This window comes from Streptomyces luteosporeus, from assembly GCF_039532865.1.
GTDB lineage: Bacteria > Actinomycetota > Actinomycetes > Streptomycetales > Streptomycetaceae > Streptomyces > Streptomyces luteosporeus.
Genome location: NZ_BAAASL010000012.1, coordinates 116,910 through 138,428 on the forward strand (window position 1 = coordinate 116,910; position 21,519 = coordinate 138,428).

The following is a 21,519-nucleotide window of genomic DNA, read 5'->3' on the forward strand; positions in this document are numbered from 1 at the left end:
GGACATGCGAACCACCATGCACATACGCACGGCGATCACGGCGGCCGCGACGGCGGCGGTCCTGGGCGGCACGGCCGCCGCACCGGCGGCAGCGGGCGGGGCGGCAGCGGGCAGGACGGTCCAGGCGGCGTACGACACGACGACCGCGGTCGGCGTGCACAACGCCTACGACCGGGCCAAGTACCCCTACTTCGCCGACGCCCTGGACTCCGGGGCCGGGCTGCTCGAGCTCGACGTGTGGAGCAACGGCTTCGGCGGCCGCGCCTTCCGCGTCTCGCACGCCAACCCCGTGGCCAACGACAACAACTGCGAGAACGCCCACTCGCCCGCCGAGCTGCGCACCAAGAGCCGCAACCAGCCGCTCGCCGGCTGCCTCGCCGACATCCGCGCCTGGCACGACGCCCACCCCGGGCACCGGCCGGTGCTGCTGAAGGTCGAGATGAAGGACGGGTTCAATGCCAACAGCGGCCGCGGGCCCGCCGCACTCGACGCCCTGCTGACGTCGGCCCTGGGCGACGCCCTGTACCGGCCCGCGGATCTGGCCGGCGGCCACGCGGACCTCGATGCGGCCGTGCGCGCCGGCGGCTGGCCCTCACGGGCGGCGCTGCAGGGCCGGTTCGTCGTCGAACTCATCCCCGGCACGGTCGAGGAGAAGAACCCGGCCGACCGGCTGTGGACCGACCGCGAGTACGCCACGCATCTGCGCGACCTGGCCGCCGCCGGCCGCCTCGGGCAGGCCGCCGCCTTCCCGGCCGTCCACGGCGCCGCCGCGGGCGACCCGCGCACCCGGTACGCCGACGCCTCGCTGCGCCCGTGGTTCGTCCTGTTCGACGGCGACGCCGGCGCGTACACGGGCGGCGGCATCGACACCGCCTGGTACGACCGGAACCACTACCTGCTGGTCATGACCGACGCCCACAAGGTCGCCCCCGCCATCGACGGCACCCGCCCCACCGAGACGCAGGCCCGCGAGCGCGTGGCGCTGCTGGCCCGCGCGCACGCGAGCTTCGCCACGGCCGACTGGTACCCGCTGCCGCAGGTGCTCGCGTCGGTGACGCCGCGCGGCTGAGGGTGCGCGGCTGAGGTTGCGGCCCGGTGAACGGGGGCGTTTTTGCCGTCCCTTGCCGTCCTTTACCGGGGCTTCACTGAGCGTGGCCGAATAGTCACTCTCCCCATGATCCCGCCTGCCCACTACCGTGCCTCGGCGCGGGGGCAGGTCGCTCGGGAAGCCCGGGGAAAGGGGCCACGACGTGTTCTATCACCTGTTCAAGACGGTTGTTCTGATACCGCTGCTGCGGTGGGTGTTCCGGCCCAGGGTCGAGGGGCTGGAACACCTGCCGGAGGAGGGCGCGGCCATCATCGCCGGCAATCACCTGTCCTTCTCGGACCACTTCATGATGCCGGTGATGGTCAGGCGCCGGATCACCTTCCTGGCGAAGCAGGAGTACTTCACCGGCAGCGGCCTCAAGGGCCGGCTGATCGCGGCCTTCTTCCGCGGGGTCGGCGGCATTCCCGTGGACCGCTCGGGCAAGGAAGCGGCCCAGGCCGCGGTGGACACCGCGCTCGGGGTGCTGAAGGGCGGCGGCCTGCTGGGCATCTACCCGGAGGGCACGCGCTCGCACGACGGGCGCCTGTACAAGGGCAAGGTGGGGGTCGCCGCCATGGCACTGCAGGCCGGCGTCCCGGTCGTGCCCTGCGCGATGATCGGTACGTTCGAGGCGCAGCCGGCCGGGCGGCTGCTGCCGCGCCGGGTGCCCATCACCATCCGCTTCGGCCGGCCGCTGGACTTCTCCCGCTACGCCGGGCTGCAGGACGAGCGCGCGGTCCTGCGGGCCGTCACCGACGAGATCATGTACGCCATCTGGAAGCTGTCGGAGCAGGAGTACGTGGACGTCTACGCCGCCGAGGCCAAGGCCCGGCTGCGGACGGTCGGCGGCAGCCCGCGCCCCCTCGCCCCGGCGCCCGGCGCGCACGCCGGCCTCGGCGGTTCCGCGGCGGCCTGACGGGGCCTGCGGCCTGACGAGGACTCAGCGGGCGCCGCATATTGTCATTCCGCGGCGCCCCTGTACGTCCCTCCTGGTGACCGGAACACCACGCCCACCGAGCGGCGCATCCTTGACTCCCCTTACGGCCCCGGCCAGCCTCTGCGCTGTCACCGAAGTCGGCTGGAGGGTCGTGGTCGCATGAGACCGGCCGTTCGTCCACTGCCGCGCCGCGCCGGCGCGGCCGCGCTCGCCCTCGTCGCGGTCCTCGGCACCGCCGGCCTCGCGCCGCCCGCGGCCCGGCCGGCCGAGCCGCTCACCGCCCTGGTCAACCCCTTCATCGGCACGCAGAACGAGGGGAACACCTTCCCCGGCGCCGCCGTGCCCTTCGGCATGGTGCAGCTGTCCCCGGACACCGGGCACGCCACCGGGTACGACTACCGGCACGAGCGCATCCGCGGCTTCAGCACCGTGCACCTGTCCGGGGTCGGCTGCCGCATCGGCGGGGACCTGCCGGTGCTGCCCACCACGGGCGAGGTCACCAGCACCGACAACGCGCGCTACGCCGCGTCCTTCAGCCACCGCGACGAGAGCGCCCGCCCCGGCTACTACCGGGTCCGCCTGGGCTCCTACGGCGGCATCACCGCCGAGCTGACCGCGACCGCGCGCACCGGGCGGCAGCGCTACACCTTTCCTGCCACCGGCAAGGCCAACGTGCTGTTCAACGCCGGTCAGGCGCTGCACCGCACGGTCTCCAGCACGGTCGAGGTCGTCGACGAGCGCACGGTGCGCACCACCATCACCGGCCGCGGCTTCTGCCAGGATACCCGCCCGTACACCCTGTACACCCTCACCCGCTTCGACCGGCCCTTCGCCTCGTACGGCACGTGGAACGGCGACCACGTCAGCGCCGGCTCCCGCTCCTCGTCCTCGACGGCGCGCAACGGCGCCTGGGTGCGCTTCGACGCCACCCGCGACCGCGACGTGGAGGCGACCACCGCCGTCAGCTACGTGGACGCGGCCGGCGCCGAGCGCAACCTGCGCGCCGAGCAGGACGGCTTCGACCGGACGGCCGCGGCGGCCCGGGCGGCCTGGGAGCGGCGGCTGGGCGACGTACGGGTCACCGGCGGGAGCACCGCACTGCGGCGCACCTTCTACTCCTCGCTGTACCGCTCGTTCCTCTCGCCCAACGTCGGCAGCGACGCCGACGGCCGGTACCGGGGCTGGGACCAGCGCGTCCACCGCGCCCGGGGCTTCACCTACTACCAGAACTGGTCGCTGTGGGACACCTACCGCACCCAGGCCCAGCTGCTGGCCCTCCTCGCGCCCCGCGAGGCGCGGGACATGGCGCTGTCGGTGCTGCGCGTGGACGCCGAGGGCGGCTGGCTGCCCAAGTGGGGGTACGGCACGGTCGAGACGAACATCATGACCGGTGACCCGGTCACCCCCTACCTCACCAACGCCTTCCACCACGGGCTGCTCACCGGCCACGAGGAGGAGGCGTACCGGGTGCTGAAGAAGAACGCCGACGGCGTGCCCCCGGCCGCCTCGCCGGCGGTCGGCCGGGAGGGCAACAGCGAGTACATCCGCGACGGTTACGTGCCCTACCTGCCGGAGAGGCCCCGGGCCAAGCCGGGCGACTCCGACTTCCACGAGGGCGCCTCGGCCACGCTGGAGTACGCCCTGGCCGACGGCGCCCTGGCGACGATGGCCCGCGCGCTCGGGCACCGGGCGGACGCCGACCGCTACGCCGACCGCTCGCGCGCCTACCGCAGCATCCACGACCCGCAGACCGGCTTCTTCCGGCCGCGCGACGACGACGGCGCCTTCACGGGGCCCGCCGACCCGGCCCGCAGCCCGGGCTTCCACGAGGGCACGGCCTGGCAGTACCAGTGGCTGGTGCCGCAGGACCCGCCCGGGCTGGTGCGCCTGATCGGCGGCCGGGACGCCACCGACCGGCGGCTGGACTCCTTCTTCGCCTACGACCGGCTGCTGGCCGACCCGGCCCGCACCGCGCGCGAGGTGTGGGTCCACGGCCCGTACGACTACTACAACGCCGACAAATACAACCCGCAGAACGAGCCGGACCTCATCGCCCCGTACACCTACCTGTCCACCGGCCGGCCGTGGAAGACCACGGACGTGGTGCACGCGGCGCTGACGCTGTTCACCGACACCCCCGACGGCATGACCGGCAACGACGACCTCGGCACCATGTCGGCGTGGATGGTGCTGTCGTCGATCGGGGTGTACCCGGTGCAGCCGGGGACGGACGTGTGGGGGCTGAGCACCCCCGTCTTCGACCGCGTGGAGCTGCGCCTGGACAGGCGCTGGTACCCCGGGGGCCGCATCGCGGTGAGCGCGCCGGGCACCTCGCGCACCGACCGGTACGTGCGTTCGGTGCGCCTGGACGGCAAGCCGTACGGCCGTACGTACGTGAGGACCGCGGACCTGCGCCGCGGGGCCCGGCTGGACTTCACCGTCGGCCCGCGGCCCTCGGCCTGGGGCACGGGCGGGCAGGACGGGCCGCCCGCTGTTCGCTGACGCCCGGCACCTGTACGGGGCGCGGCGTCTTCCGTCGCCGCGCCCGCTCGGCCATGATGGGGCCATCCACCGGCAAATCATCCGCAAACCACCCGTAGACCACCCAAGGGCGAGCCGCCCGCAGGCCCACGAGAGGACACGCCATGGCCGGGCTCGGGACGGGGCAGGGCGTCTGGCGCCGCAAGCCGATCGAGACGATCGAGGAGGCGGAGGAGACCGAGGCGCACGGCGAGCGGCTGACCCGCACCCTGGGGCTGTGGCAGCTGACCGCGATCGGCGTCGGCGGCATCATCGGCGCGGGCATCTTCAGCCTGGCGGGGACGATCGCCAACGGCGTGGCGGGCCCGGCGGTGCTGGTGTCCTTCCTGATCGCCGGCGTCGCCAGTGCCGCGGCGGCGTTCTCGTACGCGGAGTTCGCCGGGCTGATCCCGAGAGCGGGGTCGGCCTACACCTACGGTTACGCGGTGCTGGGCGAGCTGGGCGGCTGGTTCATCGGCTGGGACCTGCTGCTGGAGTACACCGCGATCGTGGCGGTGGTGGCCATCGGCATCTCCGGCTACATCAACTTCCTGCTCGGGGAGGTGGGCGCGGAGCTGCCGCGCTGGATGCTGGGCGCACCGGGCACCGGGCCGGGACACCGGGTGGACCTGTTCGCGGCGGTGCTGTGCCTGCTGATCGCCTATCTGCTGACCATGGGCATGAAGAACGCGGCCCGCTTCGAGACGATCGTGGTGGGCCTGAAGGTCCTGGTAGTGCTGCTGGTGATCGGCGTGGGCTTCTTCCACATCAACACCGCCAACTACTCCCCCTTCTTCCCTTTCGGCGTCAGCGGTGCGTTCACGGGCGCGGCCACGGTCTTCTTCGCGGTCTTCGGCTACGACGCGATGTCCACGGCCGCTGAGGAGTCGAAGGACGCACAGCGGCACATGCCCAAGGCGATCATGCTCTCGCTGGCGATCTCGATGGTGCTGTACGTCCTGGCCTGCCTGGTGCTGACGGGCATGCAGAACTACAAGGACATCGACAAGGCGAGCGGCTTCTCCACGGCCTTCAAGTCGGTGGGCCTGCACGGCATCGCGGACGTCATCGCGGTCGGGGCCATCATCGGCATCCTCACCGTGATGTTCACGTTCATGCTGGGCGTGACCCGGGTGTGGTTCGCCATGTCGCGCGACGGGCTGCTGCCGAAGTGGTTCGCCCACACCCATCCCCGGCGCCACGTGCCCACGCGGGTGACGTGGATCGTGGGCGTGGCCTCCGCGGCGATCGCCGGGCTGGTGCCCATCGGCGAGGCGGCCGAACTGACCAACATCGGCATCCTGCTGGCCTTCGCCGTGGTGTGCACCGCGGTGATCATGCTGCGGTACCGCCGGCCGGACCTGCCGCGCTCCTTCCGCTGCCCCGGCGTGCCCGTCGTCCCCGGCATCGGAGTGGCCGCGTCGATCTGGCTGATCACCTACCTCGCCTGGCAGACGTGGGTGCGGTTCGCGGTGTGGTTCGTGATCGGGCTGGTGGTGTACTTCTGCTACTCCTACCGCCACTCGGAGCTGGCGAAGGCGGACGAGCGCGGCATTCCGCGCGACTGAGGCGCGCTCACTTCAGCAGGCGGGACAGCCGCCGGTCGGCCAGCGGCTTGCCGCCGGTCTGGCACGTGGGGCAGTACTGCAGCGAGGAGTCGCTGAAGGAGACCTCGCGGATGGTGTCCCCGCACACCGGGCACGGCTCGCCGGTGCGGCCGTGCACCCGCAGGCCGCTCTTCTTCTCCGCCTTCAGCTCCCCGGCCGCCTGCCCCCGCGAGCGCTCGACGGCCTCGCCGAGCGTGGCGCGCAGCGCCTCGTACAGCTGCCGGACCTCCTCCTCGGTCAGGTTCGCGGCCGGTTTGAAGGGGGACATGCGGGCCGCGTGCAGGATCTCGTCGGAGTAGGCGTTGCCGATGCCGGCGATCACCTCCTGGTCGCGCAGGACGCCCTTGATCTGCCGGCGCTCCCCGCGCAGCAGCCCGGCGAAGACCTGCTCGGTGAAGTCCTCGGTGAGCGGGTCCGGGCCGAGGCGGGCGATGCCGGGCACGTCGCGGGGGTCCTGCACGCAGTAGGCGGCCAGCCGCTTCTGGGTGCCGGCCTCGGTGGCGTCCAGGCCGGCGCCGCCGGCGAGGTACAGCCGCAGCGCCAGCGGCCCCCGGCCCGGCCGCGGCGGCGCGACCGGCACCTGCTCGTGCCAGCGCAGCCACCCGGCGCGGGCGAGGTGCAGCACGAGGTGGGGGCCGCCGTCGGTGGCGACGCCGAGGAACTTGCCGTAGCGCTGCACGCCCGCCACGGTGCGCCCTTCGAGGGCGCCGAGCGGCGGGTCGTACGTCTTGAGCACGCTCACCGCCACGGGCACCACGCGCTCGACCGTACGGCCGGTGAGGTGCTCGGCGAGGAACCCGGCGAGGGCTTCGACCTCCGGCAGCTCCGGCATGGCTCCAGTCTGCCGCAGTGGTGCCCGGCGGCAACTTCAGCTCACGCGGGCGTCCCAGTCGATGCGGTAGCCGGTGAGCCAGTCGGCGCTGCCGTCACCGCTGCGCTGCGGGGTGTTCTCGTCCGCGGCCCCGGCCAGCCGGGCCGCCAGGGCCGCGCTGAGGGCCACGACGCGCTCCGCGCGAGCGCGGCGCAGCCGCTCGTACGCCGCGAAGGCGCGCGGAACGCCGGCCAGGTCGCGCAGGCACTGGGCGAGGACGACGCCGTCCTCGATGGCCAGGGAGGCGCCCTGGGCGGCGTTGGGGGCGGTGGCGTGGGCGGCGTCGCCGACCAGGACCGTGTGCCGGTCGTGCCAGACGGGGGTGCGCTGCAGGTCGTGGGCGCTGGTGCCGACGATGTCGTCGCCGGTGGCGGCGGCCATCGCGGCGGCGGGCGTACCGTCGCCGGCGAACGCCTCGGCCACCAGGCGCCGCCAGTGGGCCGGGCCGGCACCGGGCGCGGGGGTGCCGGGGACGTTGGCGAACCAGTACGTGGTGCCGTCGGGCGCGGTGGTGCAGCCGAAGAAGCCGCGCGTGCCGTACATCATCCGGTACGTGGCCGGCGGCACCGTGTGGGCGGCATCCCGCAGGCGGCCGCAGACGGTGGTCTGGCCGGTGGGGCGGGGCGCGGGGGCGGCGGGGTCGAGGAGGGTGCGGGTGCGCGAGTGGATGCCGTCGGCGCCGACGAGCACGTCGCCCTCGGCGCGCGTGCCGTCGGCGAAGAGGGCGGTGACGGTGCCGCCCGGCCCGGTGCGCCGGTCCACCAGCCGCTTGCCGTGGTGGACGGGGATGCCGCGCCGGGCGGCCTCCTCGCGCAGGACGCGGTGCAGGACGGAGCGGGACAGGGTGCGCGGCGCCGCCCCGCCGTTGCTCCCCGCGAGCGGGCGGCTGCCGAGCGCGGCGCCGTCGGCACCGAGGAACTCGGCGGTGCGGGCCGGGAAGGAGTGCTCGCGCACGACCGCGTCCGCGTCGATGGCGGCCAGGGCCGCGAGACCGTTGGCGAACAGCACCAGGAAGGCACCGACGTCGTCCGCGCCGGCGGGGTACGCCTCGTGGACGGCCGCCTCGATGCCGGCCCGCTGCAGGGCCATGGCGGTGACGGGGCCGGCGATACCGCCACCGATGATCAGTGCCCGGGCCATGGCGCATCCCCCCGAACTGTCGCCTGCCGTCCGCACATCCGTCCATGCGGTTGCGTTCACGAACGTAAGCAGACGACGGCCGCCCCGTCCAGGCCGCTCACAGCCGCGGCGGCGTGATGTGCACGCCGGCCCCGGCGGCCCTCACGCCGCCGGCTCGATGCCGAGTTCGACGAGCAGGCCGCGGATGCGCTGCTCGATCTCGTCGCGGATCGGCCGGACGGCCGCGACGCCCTGCCCGGCCGGGTCCTCCAGCTGCCAGTCCAGGTATCGCTTGCCGGGGAAGTAGGGGCAGGCGTCTCCGCAGCCCATGGTGATCACCACGTCCGAGGACTGCACCGCTTCGGTGGTGAGGACCTTCGGAGTCTCGGCGGAGATGTCGATGCCGACCTCGGCCATGGCCTCCACGACGGCCTGGTTCACCGTGTCGGCGGGGGCGGATCCGGCCGAGCGGACCTGGACCCGGTCGCCGCCGAGGTGGGTGAGGAAGGCGGCGGCCATCTGGGACCGGCCGGCGTTGTGCACGCAGACGAACAGCACGGAGGGGACGGGAGGGGTGCTCATCGGGCGAGGGCGCTTTCTTCGGTGGAACGGGTGGGGGCTGCGGGCTGCTGCCCGGCGTCGGGGACGACGTCCTCGTCCTCGCCCGCGGCGGCCGGGCGGCCGAAGCAGACGGCGACCAGGCCGAGACCGGCAGCGGCGCCGATCAGCTGGGCGACGATGAAGGGCGGCACGGAGACGGGGGCGATGCCGGCGAAGGTGTCGGTGAACGCCCGGCCGATCGTGACGGCCGGGTTGGCGAAGCTGGTGGAGGAGGTGAACCAGTACGCCGCCCCGATGTAGGGGGCGACCAGCAACGGCGCCAGGTGTGCGCGGCCGGCGCGGGCCAGGCCGAAGACGAGCCAGACCAGCCCGGCGGTGGCCACGGCCTCCGCCAGCCACAGGTGCCCGGCCCACCGGTCGTGGGCGGAGAGGTGCACCAGCGGCGTGCCGAACATGGCGTCGGCCAGCACCGCGCCTGCGATCGCCCCGGCGACCTGGGCGGGCACGTACGCGGCGACATCGCGCAGGGCAGGGCCGTCACCGGTGCGGCGACCGGTGAACCAGGCGGCGAGGGTGACCGCGGGATTGAAGTGCGCCCCGGATACCGGGCCGAGCAGGGCGATCAGCGCGCCGAGACCGAAAACGGTGGCGAGCGAATTGGCCAGCAGCTGTGTGCCGACGTCGTGGGTCAGTTCGGTGGCCTGGATGCCCGAGCCGACCACCACCGCGACCAGCGCGGCCGTACCCAGCCCCTCGACCGCAGCCCGCCGTGTCAACGGCGCGGGCGCGCTCACGCGGGAGCCTGCGCGGACACGGCAGGGATCTGGAGCAGGGCGGACAGCTTCGCCAGGGCCTCGGGCAGCACCCAGTAGTACACCCAGGTTCCGCGCCGCTCGGAGCCGACCAGGCCGGCCTCCCGCAGCACCTTCAGGTGGTGGGAGATCGTCGGCTGGGAAACCTCGAAGGGGCCGATGAGGTCGCACACGCACGCCTCGCCGCCCTCGTACGAGGCGATCAGGGACAGCAGCCGCAGCCGGATCGGGTCCGAGAGCGCCTTGAACATCCGCGACAGCTCGGCCGCGGCCTCCTCGCCGAGCGGCTCGCGGACCATCGGCGCGCAGCACGCGACCTCGTCCCGCCCGAGCACCGGCAGGCCAGCTTGTTTCGACATTCTTCAATATTGACGGCCGTCGATCCTGGCGGCAAGGTCGGCTGTATCGACAGGCATCGAAACAAGTCCGATGGGAGACCGCCATGTCCCGTGTCCAGCTCGCCCTGCGCGTCGCCGACCTCGAAGCCTCGATCGCCTTCTACTCCAAGCTGTTCGGGACCGAGCCCGCCAAGCGCCGCGACGGCTACGCCAACTTCGCCATCACCGAGCCCCCGCTCAAGCTCGTCCTCATCGAGGGCGAGAGCGGCGAGGACACCCGCCTGGACCACCTCGGCGTCGAGGTCGCCTCCACCGAGCAGGTCAACGCCGCCACGACCCACCTGAAGGAGGCCGGGCTGGCCACCTTCGAGGAGAACGACACCTCCTGCTGCTACGCGCTGCAGGACAAGGTGTGGGTGACCGGCCCCGGAAAGGAGCCGTGGGAGGTCTACGTCGTCAAGGCCGACGCCGATCAGCTGGGCAAGAGCCCCGTCGCCGGCGGTGACGCCTGCTGCGCCTGCGGCAGCTGAACCGCGCTTGACGTGCCGTGTCAGCCCCCGCGCCGCTGCAGGACGCAGTCGCCGCACAGGCCGCCGCCCGGCACGCGGTAGTACAGGCAGCAGGTGGTGCGGGCGAAGGCCGGGCCGCCGGCGGGCAGGTGCAGGGTTCCGGTGTCGTGCAGCAGGGGGTCGGCCAGGAGGGTGCGGGTCAGGGCGACGGCGCGGTCGGCGTCGGCCGGGCGGCCCTGCCGCAGGCACCAGGGGTGCAGGACGCGCAGGGCGCCGGCGAGGGCGGATCCGGCGTTGCCCCACAGCAGCCGTGCGGAGACCCCGGTCAGGGAGCGGGTGGCGGCGTGCAGGGGGAGGAGCACCTCGTGGAGGACGGCCGCGGCGTCCTGCGCCGGGGGTGGGGCGGCCGGTGCGGCCCACCACAGGTCGTCGGGGGCGCCGAGGGCGGGGTGCCAGCGCAGGGCGCCGGCGGCGAGGTCGGGTGCGCGCCCGGTCAGGACGAGGGAGCCGAGGGTGATCGACAGCAGGCGTCCGGCGAGGCCCTGGAAGGCGAGGGACGCCGCGACCCGCTCCTCGCGGGTGCCGAGCCGGCCGGTGACGACGGCGATGCGCTGCCGCAGCGCCTCGGGGCCGGGCGGAAGGTACGCCGCAGCGTCGTCCGCGGGCGGTGCCTGGCCGGTGGGCAGCGCGAAGAACGGGCCCACGTCCGCGAGTTCGCTCAAGGACATGGGGCGGGTCTTCCTTCGCTCGCGGGCCGGCCGCCTCACTGTACCCCTGCGCCCCGCCCGGGTGGCGGGGCGCAGGGGCCGCAGGTCAGGCCTTGCGGGCGAGCAGGGCGCCGTTGGCCAGCGGGGCGTCCATGACGAAGCCCGCCCGCCGGATGTCGGTGAAGCCCGCCGCGGTGAGCATCGCGGTGTACTCGGCGCGGCTGCGGTTGGCGCCGTCGGCCGTCTCCACCAGCATGTTCAGGCCGGCGACGGCGCCGGCCACCGGGCCGGTGCCCTCGTCGTCGAGGAACGCCTCACCCACGATGACGGTGCCGCCGCTGCCGAGCGCCGCGTGGCACTTGGCCAGCAGCGTCGCGCAGCGGTCGGCGTCCCAGTCGTGCAGGACGTTGGTCAGCAGGATGGCGTCGTAGCCGCGGGGCAGGTCCTCGGCGAAGAAGTCGCCGCCGATGGCGTCGACGCGGTCGGCCACCGGGGTCTGCGCCAGCTGCTTCTCGGCCATGCCGACGACGAACGGCAGGTCGTAGACGGTGGCGCGCAGGTGCGGGTAGTGGCGGCACAGCTCGCCGCAGAACGAGCCCAGGCCGCCGCCGACGTCCAGCAGCGTGCGGTAGGGGTGGAAGTCCAGGGACAGGGCCATGGCGCGGGCGGTGAAGACCGCCCCGGCGTGCAGGGCCTTGGGGAACAGGTCGGCCATCTGCTCGTCCGCCGGGTCGAACAGCGTCTCGGCGGTGTCCGGGTCCCAGGTGACGGGTCGGTTGCCGCGCACGGCGTCGGCCAGCTTGCCCCAGGCGTCGTACTCGCGCCGGTCGGTGAAGGTCACCAGGTCACCGAAGAAGTAGCGCTTGCCGCGGACCAGGAACTCCTCCGCCAGCTCCGAGTTCACGTACCGCCCCTCGCGCTTGTCCAGCAGCCCGAGCGAGGCGCAGGCCGTCAGCAGCAGGCGTGCGGGGCGCTCCTGCAGGCCCTCGCGGCCGGCCAGCTCCGCGGGCGTGATGCCGTCGGTGCCGCTCACTTGCGTGAACAGGTCGAATTCCAGGGCCACCGCGAGGACTTTCGCCACACGGAAGCCGTCGGCGATCGCCATCAGCGGCGCGGGGGTCAGCGGGCGGACGCCGGTGTACGAGGTGCTGTTCATACGACTCCTCGGGCGGCCGGCACCCGTGGGTGCCGCCCGCCTGCAGTGGGACGACGGATGGGTGCGGACGGTCAGTTCGCCGGGGGCGTCCACGCGCCCGCGGCGGCGGCCGCGCGCACGTACGCGTCGAAGCTGCGCGGTTCGCGGCCCAGCGCGTCGCGCACCCCGGTGCTCAGGTGCGCGTCGTAGCCGTTGCGGATCGCGGTCTGCAGGCCGAGCAGGATGCCGGCGTGCTCCGCCGGCACCCCGGCCTCGGTGGCGCTCTTGAGGAACGCCTCGTCGTCGAGGTCGACGAACCGGATCTCACGGCCGGTGGCCGCCCCGATGCGCGCCGCGGCCTCGCCGAAGGTCAGCGCCTCGGGCCCGGACAGCTCGTAGGTGCGCCCGGCGTGGCCCTCGCCGGTGAGCGCGGCCACGGCCACGTCCGCGATGTCGTCGGCGTCCACGAAGGGCTCTTTGCCCTCCCCGGTCGGCGCGGCGAGGACGCCTTCGAGGATCTGCGGCAGGAAGACCGCCTCGCTGAAGTTCTGGGCGAACCAGGTGGGCCGCACGATCGTCCACGTCAGCCCCGACTCGCGCACCGAGCGCTCGGGGATCAGCAGCTTCTCGTCGCCCGCCGCGTCGATGCCGCGCGCGGAGAGCAGCACCAGACGCCGCACGCCGGCCGCGACGGCCCGCTCGACGAAGCGCGGGACGAGCTGCTGCGCCTGGCTCGGCAGCGTCGGCTGCACCAGGTAGACGCCGTGCACGCCCTCAAGGGCCGGTGCCCACGTCGCCTCGTCCTGCCAGTCGAAGCGGGTCTCGGCGCTGCGGGAGGCGGCCCGCACCTGCCGGCCCCCCTCGCGCAGCGCGGCGGCCACCCGCCGGCCCGTCTTGCCGGTGGCGCCCACTACCAGAAACGTCTCACTCATCGGTGTCCTTTCCTTGGAAGGTCCCACAGGGTTCCTACGGGGTGAGTCCGGCCGGCACGGCCGGGGCGAGCGCCCCGGCCGTGCTCAGGACGAGGTCGTCGGCCTCGCGCGAACCGACGGTCAGCCGCATCCCCTCGCCGGGGTAGAAGCGCACCAGGACCCCGGCCGCGGCGAGCGCCGCGGCCAGCGCCTCGGTGCGCGGCCCCGCGTCCAGCCACAGGAAGTTGCCGTGGCTCGCCGGGCCGGTGAAGCCCAGGCGGACGAGGCCGGAGCGCAGCCGCTCGCGTTCGGCCACGACGGCGTCGACGCGCTCGGCCAGCTGCTTGCCGGCCCGCAGCGAGGCGGCGACCGCCACTTGGGCAAGGGGGCTGATGCCGAACGGCAGGGACGCCGCCCGCAGCCGCCCGGCCTGCCCGGGCGCGGCCACGCAGTAGCCCACCCGCAGCGCGGCCAGGCCGTACGCCTTGGAGAACGTGCGCAGCACCACCACGTTGGGGTGGTCCGTGAGCAGGCGCAGCCCGTCGGGCGTGCGCGGGTCGCGGGCGAACTCGTGGTACGCCTCGTCCAGTACGAGGGTGATGCGCCGGGGCAGGGCGGCCAGGAAGTCCTCCAGCTCCGCCCGGCCGACCAGGGTGCCGGTCGGGTTGTGCGGGTTGCACAGCACGACGACCCTGGTGCGTTCCGTGAGGGCGGCGAGCATGCCGGGCAGGTCCTGCTCGCCCGTGGCCGTCAGCGGTACCTCGACGGGCACGGCGCCGGCCATCCGGGTGATCAGCGGGTAGGCGTCGAAGGACCGCCAGCCGTAGACCACTTCGTCGCCCGGCTCGGTGCACAGGTCGATCAGCTGGCGGGCGATGCCCACCGAGCCGCTGCCGACCGCCACGTGCTCGCGGCCGGTGCCCAGCCAGTCGGCGATCATGCCGGTGAGGGTGTCCGGGGTGAACTCGGGGTAGCGGTTGACCGCCGTCAGCTCCGCCGCCAGGGCCGTGGCCACCTCGGGCAGCGGCGGGAAGGGGTTCTCGTTGAGGTGCAGCCTCAGCCAGTGTTCCTCGCGGGGTTCGGCGCGAGGTTCCTTGTGAGGGCTTAAGTCACCGGTCATTCCCGTGCCTCACTTCACCGGAAGCGACTGGGCGTGGTGGAAGACGTTGTGCGGGTCGAAGGTGCCCTTGGCCTCGACCAGGGCCTCGTAGTTCTCCCCGTAGTACAGCCGGTGGGCGAGGGTCCCGGAGGTGTTGTACGCCGGGTCGTCCAGGTCGGTGTCCGGGTAGTTGACGTAGCAGCCGTCGGTGACGCCGTTGGACAGCGGCACCCCGCCGGTCTCCTTGTAGACGTCCGCGTAGAAGTCGCGCAGCCACTTCAGGTGGACCGCCTCGCCGGCCTCGTCGACCCAGGTGGTCACGTAGTGCATCTCCATCACCGAGTTGCGGTGCGCGAAGGCGGTGGCGTCGCGGCGCACGGTGTTGGTCCGGCCGCCGAAGGAGATCATCAGCAGCCGGGCGGCGGGGTTGGCGTAGTCCACCTCCGCGAAGTGCCGGTACATCGCCTCGATCTGGTCGTCGGGCAGGCAGCCGTGCTGGTAGGCCGACTTGGCCTTGAAACGGAAGGTGGGCGTGTTGGGGCCGGTCAGGCCCGGCCAGGCGGTGGCGTGCAGCCAGGGCAGGCGCAGGCGGTCCACCTTGGGCGTGACGGACACGTTCGCGCCCACGGCGGCGAAGAAGTCCGCCAGCAGCCGCTCGGCGTCCGGTCGCGTCGCGTCGAACTGCGCGATCATCGAGATCGCGCCGCCGGCCGCCCGCGGGGTGGGCATGAACTGGCTGTAGAGACTGGCGTAGGGCGAGCCGGCCGCGGCGTGCCGCTCGAAGAAGGAGCTGTAGTTGCGCACCAGGTGGCCGAAGTCCTCGCGGGTGACCTTCTCCCACGGCCAGGACAGGGTGCTGACGAAGACCTCGGCCGGCGGCCGGGGCAGCAGCCGGGTGGGGTCCGAGCCCTTGGCGGCCGGGTCACGGAACCAGTACCGGGTCACCACGCCGAAGTTGCCGCCGCCCCCGCCGGTGTGCGCCCACCACAGGGCACCGTGGGAGCGGCCCCGCTCGAAGTCCTCGCGCGTGGCGGTGATCGTCCGCACCTCGCCCGCCTCGTCGACGGTGACGACCTCCACGGCGTGCAGGTAGTCGACGGTCACCCCGAACAGGCGGGAGAGCGGGCCGTGCCCGCCGCCGGCGACGTGCCCGCCGATGCCCACCGAGGGGCAGGCGCCACCGGGCAGGGTGACGCCCCACGTCTTGTACAGCGCCTTGTAGACCTCGCCCAGCGTCGCGCCGGGCTCGATCGCGAAGGCGCGGTGCGCCGCGTCGTAGTACACGGCGTTCATGGCCGACAGGTCGATGAGGATCCTCGTGTCGGTGTTGAAGCCTTCGTAGCAGTGGCCGCCGCTGCGGGCCGCCACCTTCTTGCCGGCCGCGAACGCCTCGCGCACGACGTCCTCCACCTGGCGCCGGGTGTGCACCACGCGCACCGACTCCGGGCTGAAGACCCAGCGCTGGTTGTAGCCGCGGATCAGGTCGGCGTAGCGCGCGTCACCGGGCGTGACGGTGACCGCCCCGGCCCGCACGGCGTCGTCCAGTGCCGCGGCGGGCGGCGCCCCCGCGACGACCGGGGCGCCGGCGGCGTCCTCCTCGACGAGGGCACGGCGGGTGTCCTGTTCCATGTGCGTGTTCTCCCCCTGTGTGATGGTGCAGGTCAGCCGGTCAGAACCCGGCTGTCCGCCCGGCGGCCGGCGACGTACGTCGGCTCGTCCGCGGGCAGGAACGCGGCGAACGGCGGCACTTCCTCGACGGGCAGCCGCAGTTCGAGAACGCCCGGCAGGTGCGCGTGGTGGTCGTGGTAGTCGGCGAGCAGCCCCCGCAGCTCGTCGGCCGTACCGGCCGAGCCGACCCACAACCGGTCCGGACCCCCCAGTCCGTACGCCACCGTGGCCACGTCCAGCGCCGGGTACTCCACGCACTCCAGGCGGGAGTCGAAGAACGTCTGCTGGCGGGTGACGCACATGCCGTGCATGTTGTTGTTGAAGACGACGTAGAGCACCGGCAGCCGCTCGGCCACCGCCGTGTGCACCTCGAAGCCGTTCATCAGGAACGCCCCGTCGCCGCACAGCACCACCGTGCGCGTCCCGTCGGCCGAGCCGAGCTGGGCGCCGATCGCGGCCGCGATGCTGTAGCCCATGCCGCCCATGCCGAGCGCGATGGTCGACGAGGCGGCCTCGGGCACGTGCGAGAGGTGGATGGCGGCGGAGGCGCAGTTGCCGGCGTCGAGCACGAGGTGACCGCCGCGCGGCAGGTACTCCTCCAGCTGCGCGATGGCCTCGCTCTGCAACAGGCTGTCCCCGGCGGTGCGCATCTCCTGCTCGCGCTGCTCCCGCCCGGTGGGCGGCGCCGGGCGCGGCCGGTAGCGGCGCAGCTCGTAGCCCTCGGGCGCGGGCGCGGTGAACGGCTCGGCCTCCAGCAGGGCCAGCAGGGCCGCGAAGGCCGCCCCGGCGTCCGCCTCGACGACGATGCCCGGGTCCGTGGCCCGCACCGCCTCGCCGGGGTCGATGTTGACCACGGCCAGGCGGGCGGAGGCGAGGTCGAGCGGGCCGCGCGTCATCACGCCGAGCCCGGTGCCGACCGCCACGACGAGGTCGGACTCCTTGAGGTAGGCGTGCGCCGAGGGGTGCCCGGTGGCGCCGGCGACGCCCAGGAACAGCGGGTCGTCGTTGGGGAACTCCGCGCGGGCACCCATCGTCGCGACCACCGGGACGCCGGCGCGCCGGGCGAAGGCGGTCACCTCGCCGGCGGCCCCGCTGCGGCGCACGCCGTGCCCGATGAGCAGGGCCGGGCGGCGGGCCGTGCGCAGCGCCTCGAACAGCGGGCGCACGGCCTCGCGGGCGACGGCCGCCGGTGCCGCCAGCCGCTCCAGGTCCACCGGCCAGTCCGCCGGCCGGGGGCCGACGGACAGGTCGTAGACGTCGCGGGGCAGCAACAGCGCGACCGGGCCGGGGCGGCCGGTGAGGGCCGTGACCGCGGCCGCGTGCAGCTCGGGCCAGAAGTCGGCCGGGTCCTCGATCTTGGCCACCCGCTTGGTGGCCGCCCGCAGCAGGCCGAGCGCGTCGACCGTGCGGCCGATGCCGGAGGAGTCCTGGAAGGCCCCGCGGCCCTCCAGCACGCGGGGCGGCTGCCCGATCAGGGCGAGGACCGGCACCGACTCCGCGTACGACTCGGCGAGCCCGGCCAGCAGGTTGACCATGCCGCCGCCGGAGGTGGCGCAGCACACGCCGAGCGTGCGGTGCACGCGGGCCCGGCCGTCGGCCATGAACGCGGCGCCGTCCTCGCGCCGCGCCATGACCGACCGCAGGCGATCGCCGCCGAGGCGGTGGATCGCGTCGTGCAGGTGCTCGATGTTGGCCCCGCTGACTCCGAAGACGTAACCGAGGTCCCAGTCGCGCAGGGTGGTGACGAGGGCGTCAGCCAGTCGCATCGGACGGTCCTGTCACTAGGGAGGTGGCGGGGGCGAACGGCCCGACGGCGCCGGTGGCGAAGCGGTGCTCCAGGATGCGCTTGAGGTTGGCCATCTCCACCTTGTGGATGGCGTCGAACTGGGGCCAGATGTCCCCGACCCAGTATCGGTCGGTGCGGGCCCGGCCGGCGGCGATGTACTCGGGCACGTCGGTGACCTCGCGGTCGTAGTACGGGTGCCGGCAGTTGGTCCACAGCACCACGGTGCCCGGGCGGCGCAGGGTGCGGGTGGCGTCGATGACGGTGAAGTAGTAGCGCATCCACAGCTCGTGGCCCTGGTCCCAGGCACAGGGCCACAGGACCATGCCGTGCTCGGGGCCCTTCATGGTGTCCACCCGGATGAAGATCTCGGTGTCCGGCTGGATGGCCTCCTGGCCCCGGTACAGCCCGCCGCCCACGTGCTGCAGGTCGCGCATGCTGTACGACCATTCCTCCAGGGAATGGATGTCGGCGAGGTAGTCGAACACCACGTCGTAGGGGACATTGATGTGCTCGCCGAGCGAGGAATAGGAGCCGAATATCTCCTCGTGCGAATACGTCTCCTTGGTCATGCCGACCATGAGCTTGTAGATCTCGTCCGCGTCGGTGTTCTCGCAGCGAATGAGGTCGAGCCCGGCGAGGTCGGAACGGTCCGGCCCGCCGGCGAAATTCTGTCCAGGCGCCATGACGCCTCCTCCAGTGAAGTCAGGATGGTTGCTCGGATTCACGCAAAGGGATTGCCCGGGGATTTCCCGGAAAATGGGTGGCGGGCCGCCTCACACACGGGCGGCGGACCAGCGCAGCGTCATCGCGCTGACCATGTCCCCACCGTTGGAGAAGGTGCCGAGGGCCAGGACGTCACCGGGTTTGACCAGGGAGTTGTCCAGGGCGTCGGCCAGGGTCACCGGGATCGAACCGGCGAACAGATTGCCGTACTTGGCGAGCGTGTCGTGCGCGCGCGGCGGTTCGATGCCGCAGCGCCGGCGCCATTCGGCGAGGTACTCCTCGTTGGGCTGATGGGTGATCAGCATCGAGACGTCCTCGGCGGCGAGGCCGGCCCTTTCGAGACTGATCCCGACGGCCTGGGGCACCAGGCTCATGGCGTTCTGGCGCAGCGCCTCGATGCGCTCGCGCGTGAAGTTGACCGTGATCGGTCCGCAGCCGCGCTCCCAGTAATCCCGGAACACCCCGTCCACCAGGTCGGGCTCGAAGCGCAGCAGTCCGTAGTTCTCCCCGTGGGAACGTTCGTACGCGGAGAGAATGGTGCGCTCACCCGGTGCGAGCAGGGTGGCGGTGGCGCCGTCGCCGAGCACCCGTGAACGCGGTGACTTCTGGAACTCCGGAAGCCGGGAGACGAAGTTGGTGACCGTGAGCACCACGACGTTGCGGTACTGCCCGGACTCGATGAAGGCGCTGGCCGTGCGCAGCCCGGACAGCCACGAGCAGCAGCTGGTGTCGACCTGCATGATCGCGGCGTTGGCGGCGCCCACGCGGGCCTGCACGGCGGGGCCGATTCCCGGCCAGAAGGTGTCGTTGAAAACGCAGTTGTACAAAATGAGGTCGATGTCGGCGGCGTCGGTCCCGGTGCGGCCGAGGAGCTTCTCGACGGCCCTGGCCCCGAGCTCCGCCGAGGTGTAGTCGGGCGACGCGAACCGCCGCTCCGCCACCCCGCGAAAGAACGGATCGTTCCCGAGCTCGTCGCCGTCGGCCTGTGAGCCGTTGGCGACCACCCGCTCGGGAAGGAAGTTGACTACATCAATGATCTGGGCAGACATCGCCCGGTCGTTGCGCACCCGCTCGGTTCCCCCCTTGTGGCACTTCAGCTGTCGCGGACGGATGTATTCCGTATCACCCGGACCGCAACGCATTCGAGTATGAGGACGCCGCGGCCGCCCGGCCACGATGTCCCGGTGTCCTATTGTGACCTGGCAACAAGCGGAAAGCAGTGTCCTATAGTTGCCTGGCAACAACCGGAAAGGCGTGGGAGCAAACGCGACATCCTCAAAATCGGGGGCAATGTTGACAGAACTGGATTCAACCTGCGTTTCCGTCTACACCCAGGCTCTGCGGCACGGTTCCTTTCACGAGCTCACAATCATGGACGCGTTGGGGATATCCCCGGCCGAACTGGCGCGTTGCCGCGAGGAGTTGCGCGCCCTGGGGCTGCTCAGCGCGCCCACCGGCGGCGCTCCCCTGGTCGCCGTGCACCCCGAGGTGGCGGAGGCGGTCGTCTGCGGTCCGATCGAGCGCGACATCCACGAGCGCAAGGAGCACATGGCCCGCGTCCGCGGGCAGTTGCACGCGCTGGTGCCGGTCTACCGGGGCAGCACCGACACCTCCCGCCCCGCGCAGGACACCCGTACCATCGCCGACCCCGACGAGGTCCGGCGCGAACTGGCCGCCGCGGCCCGGCGCTGCCTGCACGAGGCCGTCGTCATCCAGCCGGGCACCGGACGCGACACGGACGCGGCCCTGCACCTGCGCGACTGGAGCCTGCCCCTGCTGCGCCGCGGGGTGCGGGTGCGCGTGCTCTACCAGCACGCCGAGCGGGCCAACCTCGCCACCCGCGCCTACGTGGTGCGGGCCGCCGAGGCCGGCGCCGAAGTGCGCACCAGCGCCGAGATCTGCGAGTACGTGGTGGTCTTCGACCGCTCCGTCGTCTTCCTGCCGCAGGCGCCGGTGGAGGGTACGGCAGGCGGCGCGGCCATGGTGACGAACACCACCGTGGCCGGATTCGTCCAGCGCCGCTTCGAGGACGTGTGGATGGTCGGCCAGCCCTTCGAGGCCCGCGAGGCGCAGTACGAGAAGGTCGCCGGCGACGTGAACCGGACCATGCTGCAGCTGATGGGCGCCGGCCTGAAGGACGAGGTGATAGCCCGCCGCCTGGCCATCTCCACCAGAACGTGCCGCCGTTACATGAAGGCCGCCATGGCCCAGCTCGGCGCGGTCAGCCGGTTCCAGGCCGGCGCCCGCGCCGCCCAGCTGGGCCTGCTGCGCGGTCCGGCGGTCGTCGGCGCCGAGGCGGCGGTGCCGGCGACGGCGACGGCCGGGGCGGAACCCCGCGACCCGGGGCCGTAGGTCGAGGGGCCGTAGGTCAGTCGGCCTCCTCCAACCGGAAGCCCACCTTCATGCCGACCTGGTAGTGCGCGATCGCGCCGTTCTCGAGGTGGCCGCGGATCTCGGTCACCTCGAACCAGTCGAGGCCCCTGAGCGTCTGCGAGGCGCGTGCGATGCCGTTGCGGATGGCGTCGTCCAGGCCCTGTGGCGAGGAGCCGACGATCTCGGTCACCCGGTAGGTGTGGTTGGACATGCTCCCACCGTGCCCCAGGTGCCGCGGCCGCGCGAGGCCACAGGTGCCGGCAGGGCTACGGGACGACCGTCACCGGCCAGCGGCCGGCCTTGACCAGCCGCACGGCCACCGAGCCCACGATGCGGTGGCCGGCGCGCTCGGAGGCGCCCACCACGACGGCGTCCGCCTTCAGCTCGTCGGCCAGCCGCACCAGGCCCGTGTAGGGGTCGCCGCGGAAGGTGTGGAACTCCCAGCGGACCTCGTGCACCCCGCGCAGGCGCTCGGCCGTGGCGCGGATCTCGCCGAGCACCTCCTCGGCGACCTCCTCGGTGGTGTCCGTCACCGGTATGCCGAGGGCCGCCGTCCCGGCCAGCAGGGGCTGGACGTAGACGACGGCCAGCAGGGCGTGCTGGCGGCGGGCCAGACCGGCCGCATAGGCGGCGGCCCGCCAGGAGGTGTCGGAGCCGTCGACACCGGCCAGGATCACCTTCGGCCCGTCCGTGCCGCGCTCGAAGCCGCCCCGCAGCCCTGCCCGCGCCTCGTACTCTTCTTCCCGGCTCACACGG

At 73.1% G+C, this 21,519-nt stretch carries 21 protein-coding genes; 6 read left to right on the plus strand and 15 right to left on the minus strand.

All coding sequences use genetic code 11. The features are described 5' to 3' along the window. The first annotated feature begins 4 nt into the window (after positions 1–4). From ABD361_RS17635 to ABD361_RS17650, 4 genes are all read left to right on the plus strand, one after another. Positions 5–1,069, plus strand: coding sequence for a phosphatidylinositol-specific phospholipase C domain-containing protein (locus ABD361_RS17635; protein ID WP_344436314.1), 1,065 nt, complete (start codon positions 5–7; stop codon positions 1,067–1,069). A gap of 181 nt (positions 1,070–1,250) precedes the next feature. Beyond that, positions 1,251–2,003 (plus strand): lysophospholipid acyltransferase family protein, encoded by a 753-nt coding sequence (locus tag ABD361_RS17640; protein WP_344436315.1) that lies wholly within the window; start codon positions 1,251–1,253, stop codon positions 2,001–2,003. A 180-nt stretch (positions 2,004–2,183) separates the two neighbouring features. Further along, positions 2,184–4,526, plus strand: coding sequence for a GH92 family glycosyl hydrolase (locus tag ABD361_RS17645; protein WP_344436316.1), 2,343 nt, complete (start codon positions 2,184–2,186; stop codon positions 4,524–4,526). 143 nt (positions 4,527–4,669) lie between these two features. Then, positions 4,670–6,112 (plus strand): amino acid permease, encoded by a 1,443-nt coding sequence (locus ABD361_RS17650; RefSeq protein ID WP_344436317.1) that lies wholly within the window; start codon positions 4,670–4,672, stop codon positions 6,110–6,112. Positions 6,113–6,119: 7 nt separating this feature from the next. Here the strand turns inward: ABD361_RS17650 and ABD361_RS17655 are convergent, their stop codons facing one another. The 5 genes from ABD361_RS17655 to ABD361_RS17675 all read right to left on the minus strand — a co-directional run bounded on the left by ABD361_RS17655 (position 6,120) and on the right by ABD361_RS17675 (position 9,873). Further along, positions 6,120–6,983, minus strand: coding sequence for an Fpg/Nei family DNA glycosylase (locus ABD361_RS17655; RefSeq protein WP_344436318.1), 864 nt, complete (start codon positions 6,981–6,983; stop codon positions 6,120–6,122). A 36-nt stretch (positions 6,984–7,019) separates the two neighbouring features. Further along, the gene (locus ABD361_RS17660; protein WP_344436319.1) at positions 7,020–8,162 is read right to left on the minus strand and encodes an FAD-dependent monooxygenase; all 1,143 of its coding nucleotides are present in this window, start codon (positions 8,160–8,162) and stop codon (positions 7,020–7,022) included. A gap of 141 nt (positions 8,163–8,303) precedes the next feature. Continuing rightward, the gene (locus ABD361_RS17665; RefSeq protein ID WP_344436321.1) at positions 8,304–8,723 is read right to left on the minus strand and encodes an arsenate reductase ArsC; all 420 of its coding nucleotides are present in this window, start codon (positions 8,721–8,723) and stop codon (positions 8,304–8,306) included. Continuing rightward, a complete protein-coding gene (locus tag ABD361_RS17670; protein ID WP_344436322.1) occupies positions 8,720–9,496 on the minus strand; it encodes an aquaporin in 777 nt (258 codons plus the stop codon). The genes ABD361_RS17665 and ABD361_RS17670 overlap by 4 nt, the downstream gene beginning before the upstream one ends. After that, complete coding sequence (locus ABD361_RS17675; RefSeq protein ID WP_344436323.1) at positions 9,493–9,873, minus strand: ArsR/SmtB family transcription factor; 381 nt, start codon at positions 9,871–9,873, stop codon at positions 9,493–9,495. Before ABD361_RS17675 ends, ABD361_RS17670 begins: the two co-directional genes overlap by 4 nt. 83 nt (positions 9,874–9,956) lie before the next feature. Between ABD361_RS17675 and ABD361_RS17680 the strand changes: the two genes are divergently transcribed. Next, positions 9,957–10,382 (plus strand): ArsI/CadI family heavy metal resistance metalloenzyme, encoded by a 426-nt coding sequence (locus ABD361_RS17680; protein WP_344436324.1) that lies wholly within the window; start codon positions 9,957–9,959, stop codon positions 10,380–10,382. Positions 10,383–10,402: 20 nt separating this feature from the next. Here the strand turns inward: ABD361_RS17680 and ABD361_RS17685 are convergent, their stop codons facing one another. The 8 genes from ABD361_RS17685 to ABD361_RS17720 all read right to left on the minus strand — a co-directional run bounded on the left by ABD361_RS17685 (position 10,403) and on the right by ABD361_RS17720 (position 19,439). Further along, a complete protein-coding gene (locus ABD361_RS17685) occupies positions 10,403–11,089 on the minus strand; it encodes a (2Fe-2S)-binding protein (protein ID WP_344436325.1) in 687 nt (228 codons plus the stop codon). A gap of 85 nt (positions 11,090–11,174) precedes the next feature. Continuing rightward, on the minus strand, positions 11,175–12,224 hold the full coding sequence (locus ABD361_RS17690; protein ID WP_344436326.1) for a methyltransferase: 1,050 nt from the start codon (positions 12,222–12,224) through the stop codon (positions 11,175–11,177). A gap of 71 nt (positions 12,225–12,295) precedes the next feature. Then, positions 12,296–13,135, minus strand: coding sequence for an SDR family oxidoreductase (locus tag ABD361_RS17695; protein WP_344436328.1), 840 nt, complete (start codon positions 13,133–13,135; stop codon positions 12,296–12,298). A gap of 34 nt (positions 13,136–13,169) precedes the next feature. Then, positions 13,170–14,234 carry a histidinol-phosphate transaminase gene (locus ABD361_RS17700; protein ID WP_344436329.1) on the minus strand — a complete coding sequence of 355 codons (1,065 nt, stop codon included), beginning with the start codon at positions 14,232–14,234 and terminating at the stop codon, positions 13,170–13,172. 9 nt (positions 14,235–14,243) lie between these two features. Next, positions 14,244–15,842 carry an FAD-binding oxidoreductase gene (locus ABD361_RS17705; protein ID WP_344436330.1) on the minus strand — a complete coding sequence of 533 codons (1,599 nt, stop codon included), beginning with the start codon at positions 15,840–15,842 and terminating at the stop codon, positions 14,244–14,246. 32 nt (positions 15,843–15,874) lie between these two features. After that, the gene (locus tag ABD361_RS17710; protein ID WP_344436332.1) at positions 15,875–17,647 is read right to left on the minus strand and encodes a thiamine pyrophosphate-binding protein; all 1,773 of its coding nucleotides are present in this window, start codon (positions 17,645–17,647) and stop codon (positions 15,875–15,877) included. Beyond that, positions 17,634–18,350 (minus strand): hypothetical protein, encoded by a 717-nt coding sequence (locus ABD361_RS17715; protein ID WP_344436333.1) that lies wholly within the window; start codon positions 18,348–18,350, stop codon positions 17,634–17,636. The genes ABD361_RS17710 and ABD361_RS17715 overlap by 14 nt, the downstream gene beginning before the upstream one ends. Positions 18,351–18,440: 90 nt before the next feature. After that, positions 18,441–19,439 (minus strand): 3-oxoacyl-ACP synthase III family protein, encoded by a 999-nt coding sequence (locus ABD361_RS17720; protein WP_344436334.1) that lies wholly within the window; start codon positions 19,437–19,439, stop codon positions 18,441–18,443. 322 nt (positions 19,440–19,761) lie between these two features. Between ABD361_RS17720 and ABD361_RS17725 the strand changes: the two genes are divergently transcribed. Next, entirely contained in the window at positions 19,762–20,742 is a 981-nt protein-coding gene (locus ABD361_RS17725; protein WP_344436335.1) for a helix-turn-helix transcriptional regulator, read from the plus strand. Between the two features lie 16 nt (positions 20,743–20,758). Here ABD361_RS17725 and ABD361_RS17730 read toward each other — a convergent pair whose 3' ends face one another. Together ABD361_RS17730 and ABD361_RS17735 are read right to left on the minus strand one after the other, a co-directional pair. Further along, entirely contained in the window at positions 20,759–20,974 is a 216-nt protein-coding gene (locus ABD361_RS17730; RefSeq protein ID WP_344436336.1) for a dodecin, read from the minus strand. A gap of 55 nt (positions 20,975–21,029) precedes the next feature. Next, positions 21,030–21,515, minus strand: coding sequence for a universal stress protein (locus ABD361_RS17735; RefSeq protein WP_344436337.1), 486 nt, complete (start codon positions 21,513–21,515; stop codon positions 21,030–21,032). Between the last annotated feature and the right edge of the window lie 4 nt (positions 21,516–21,519).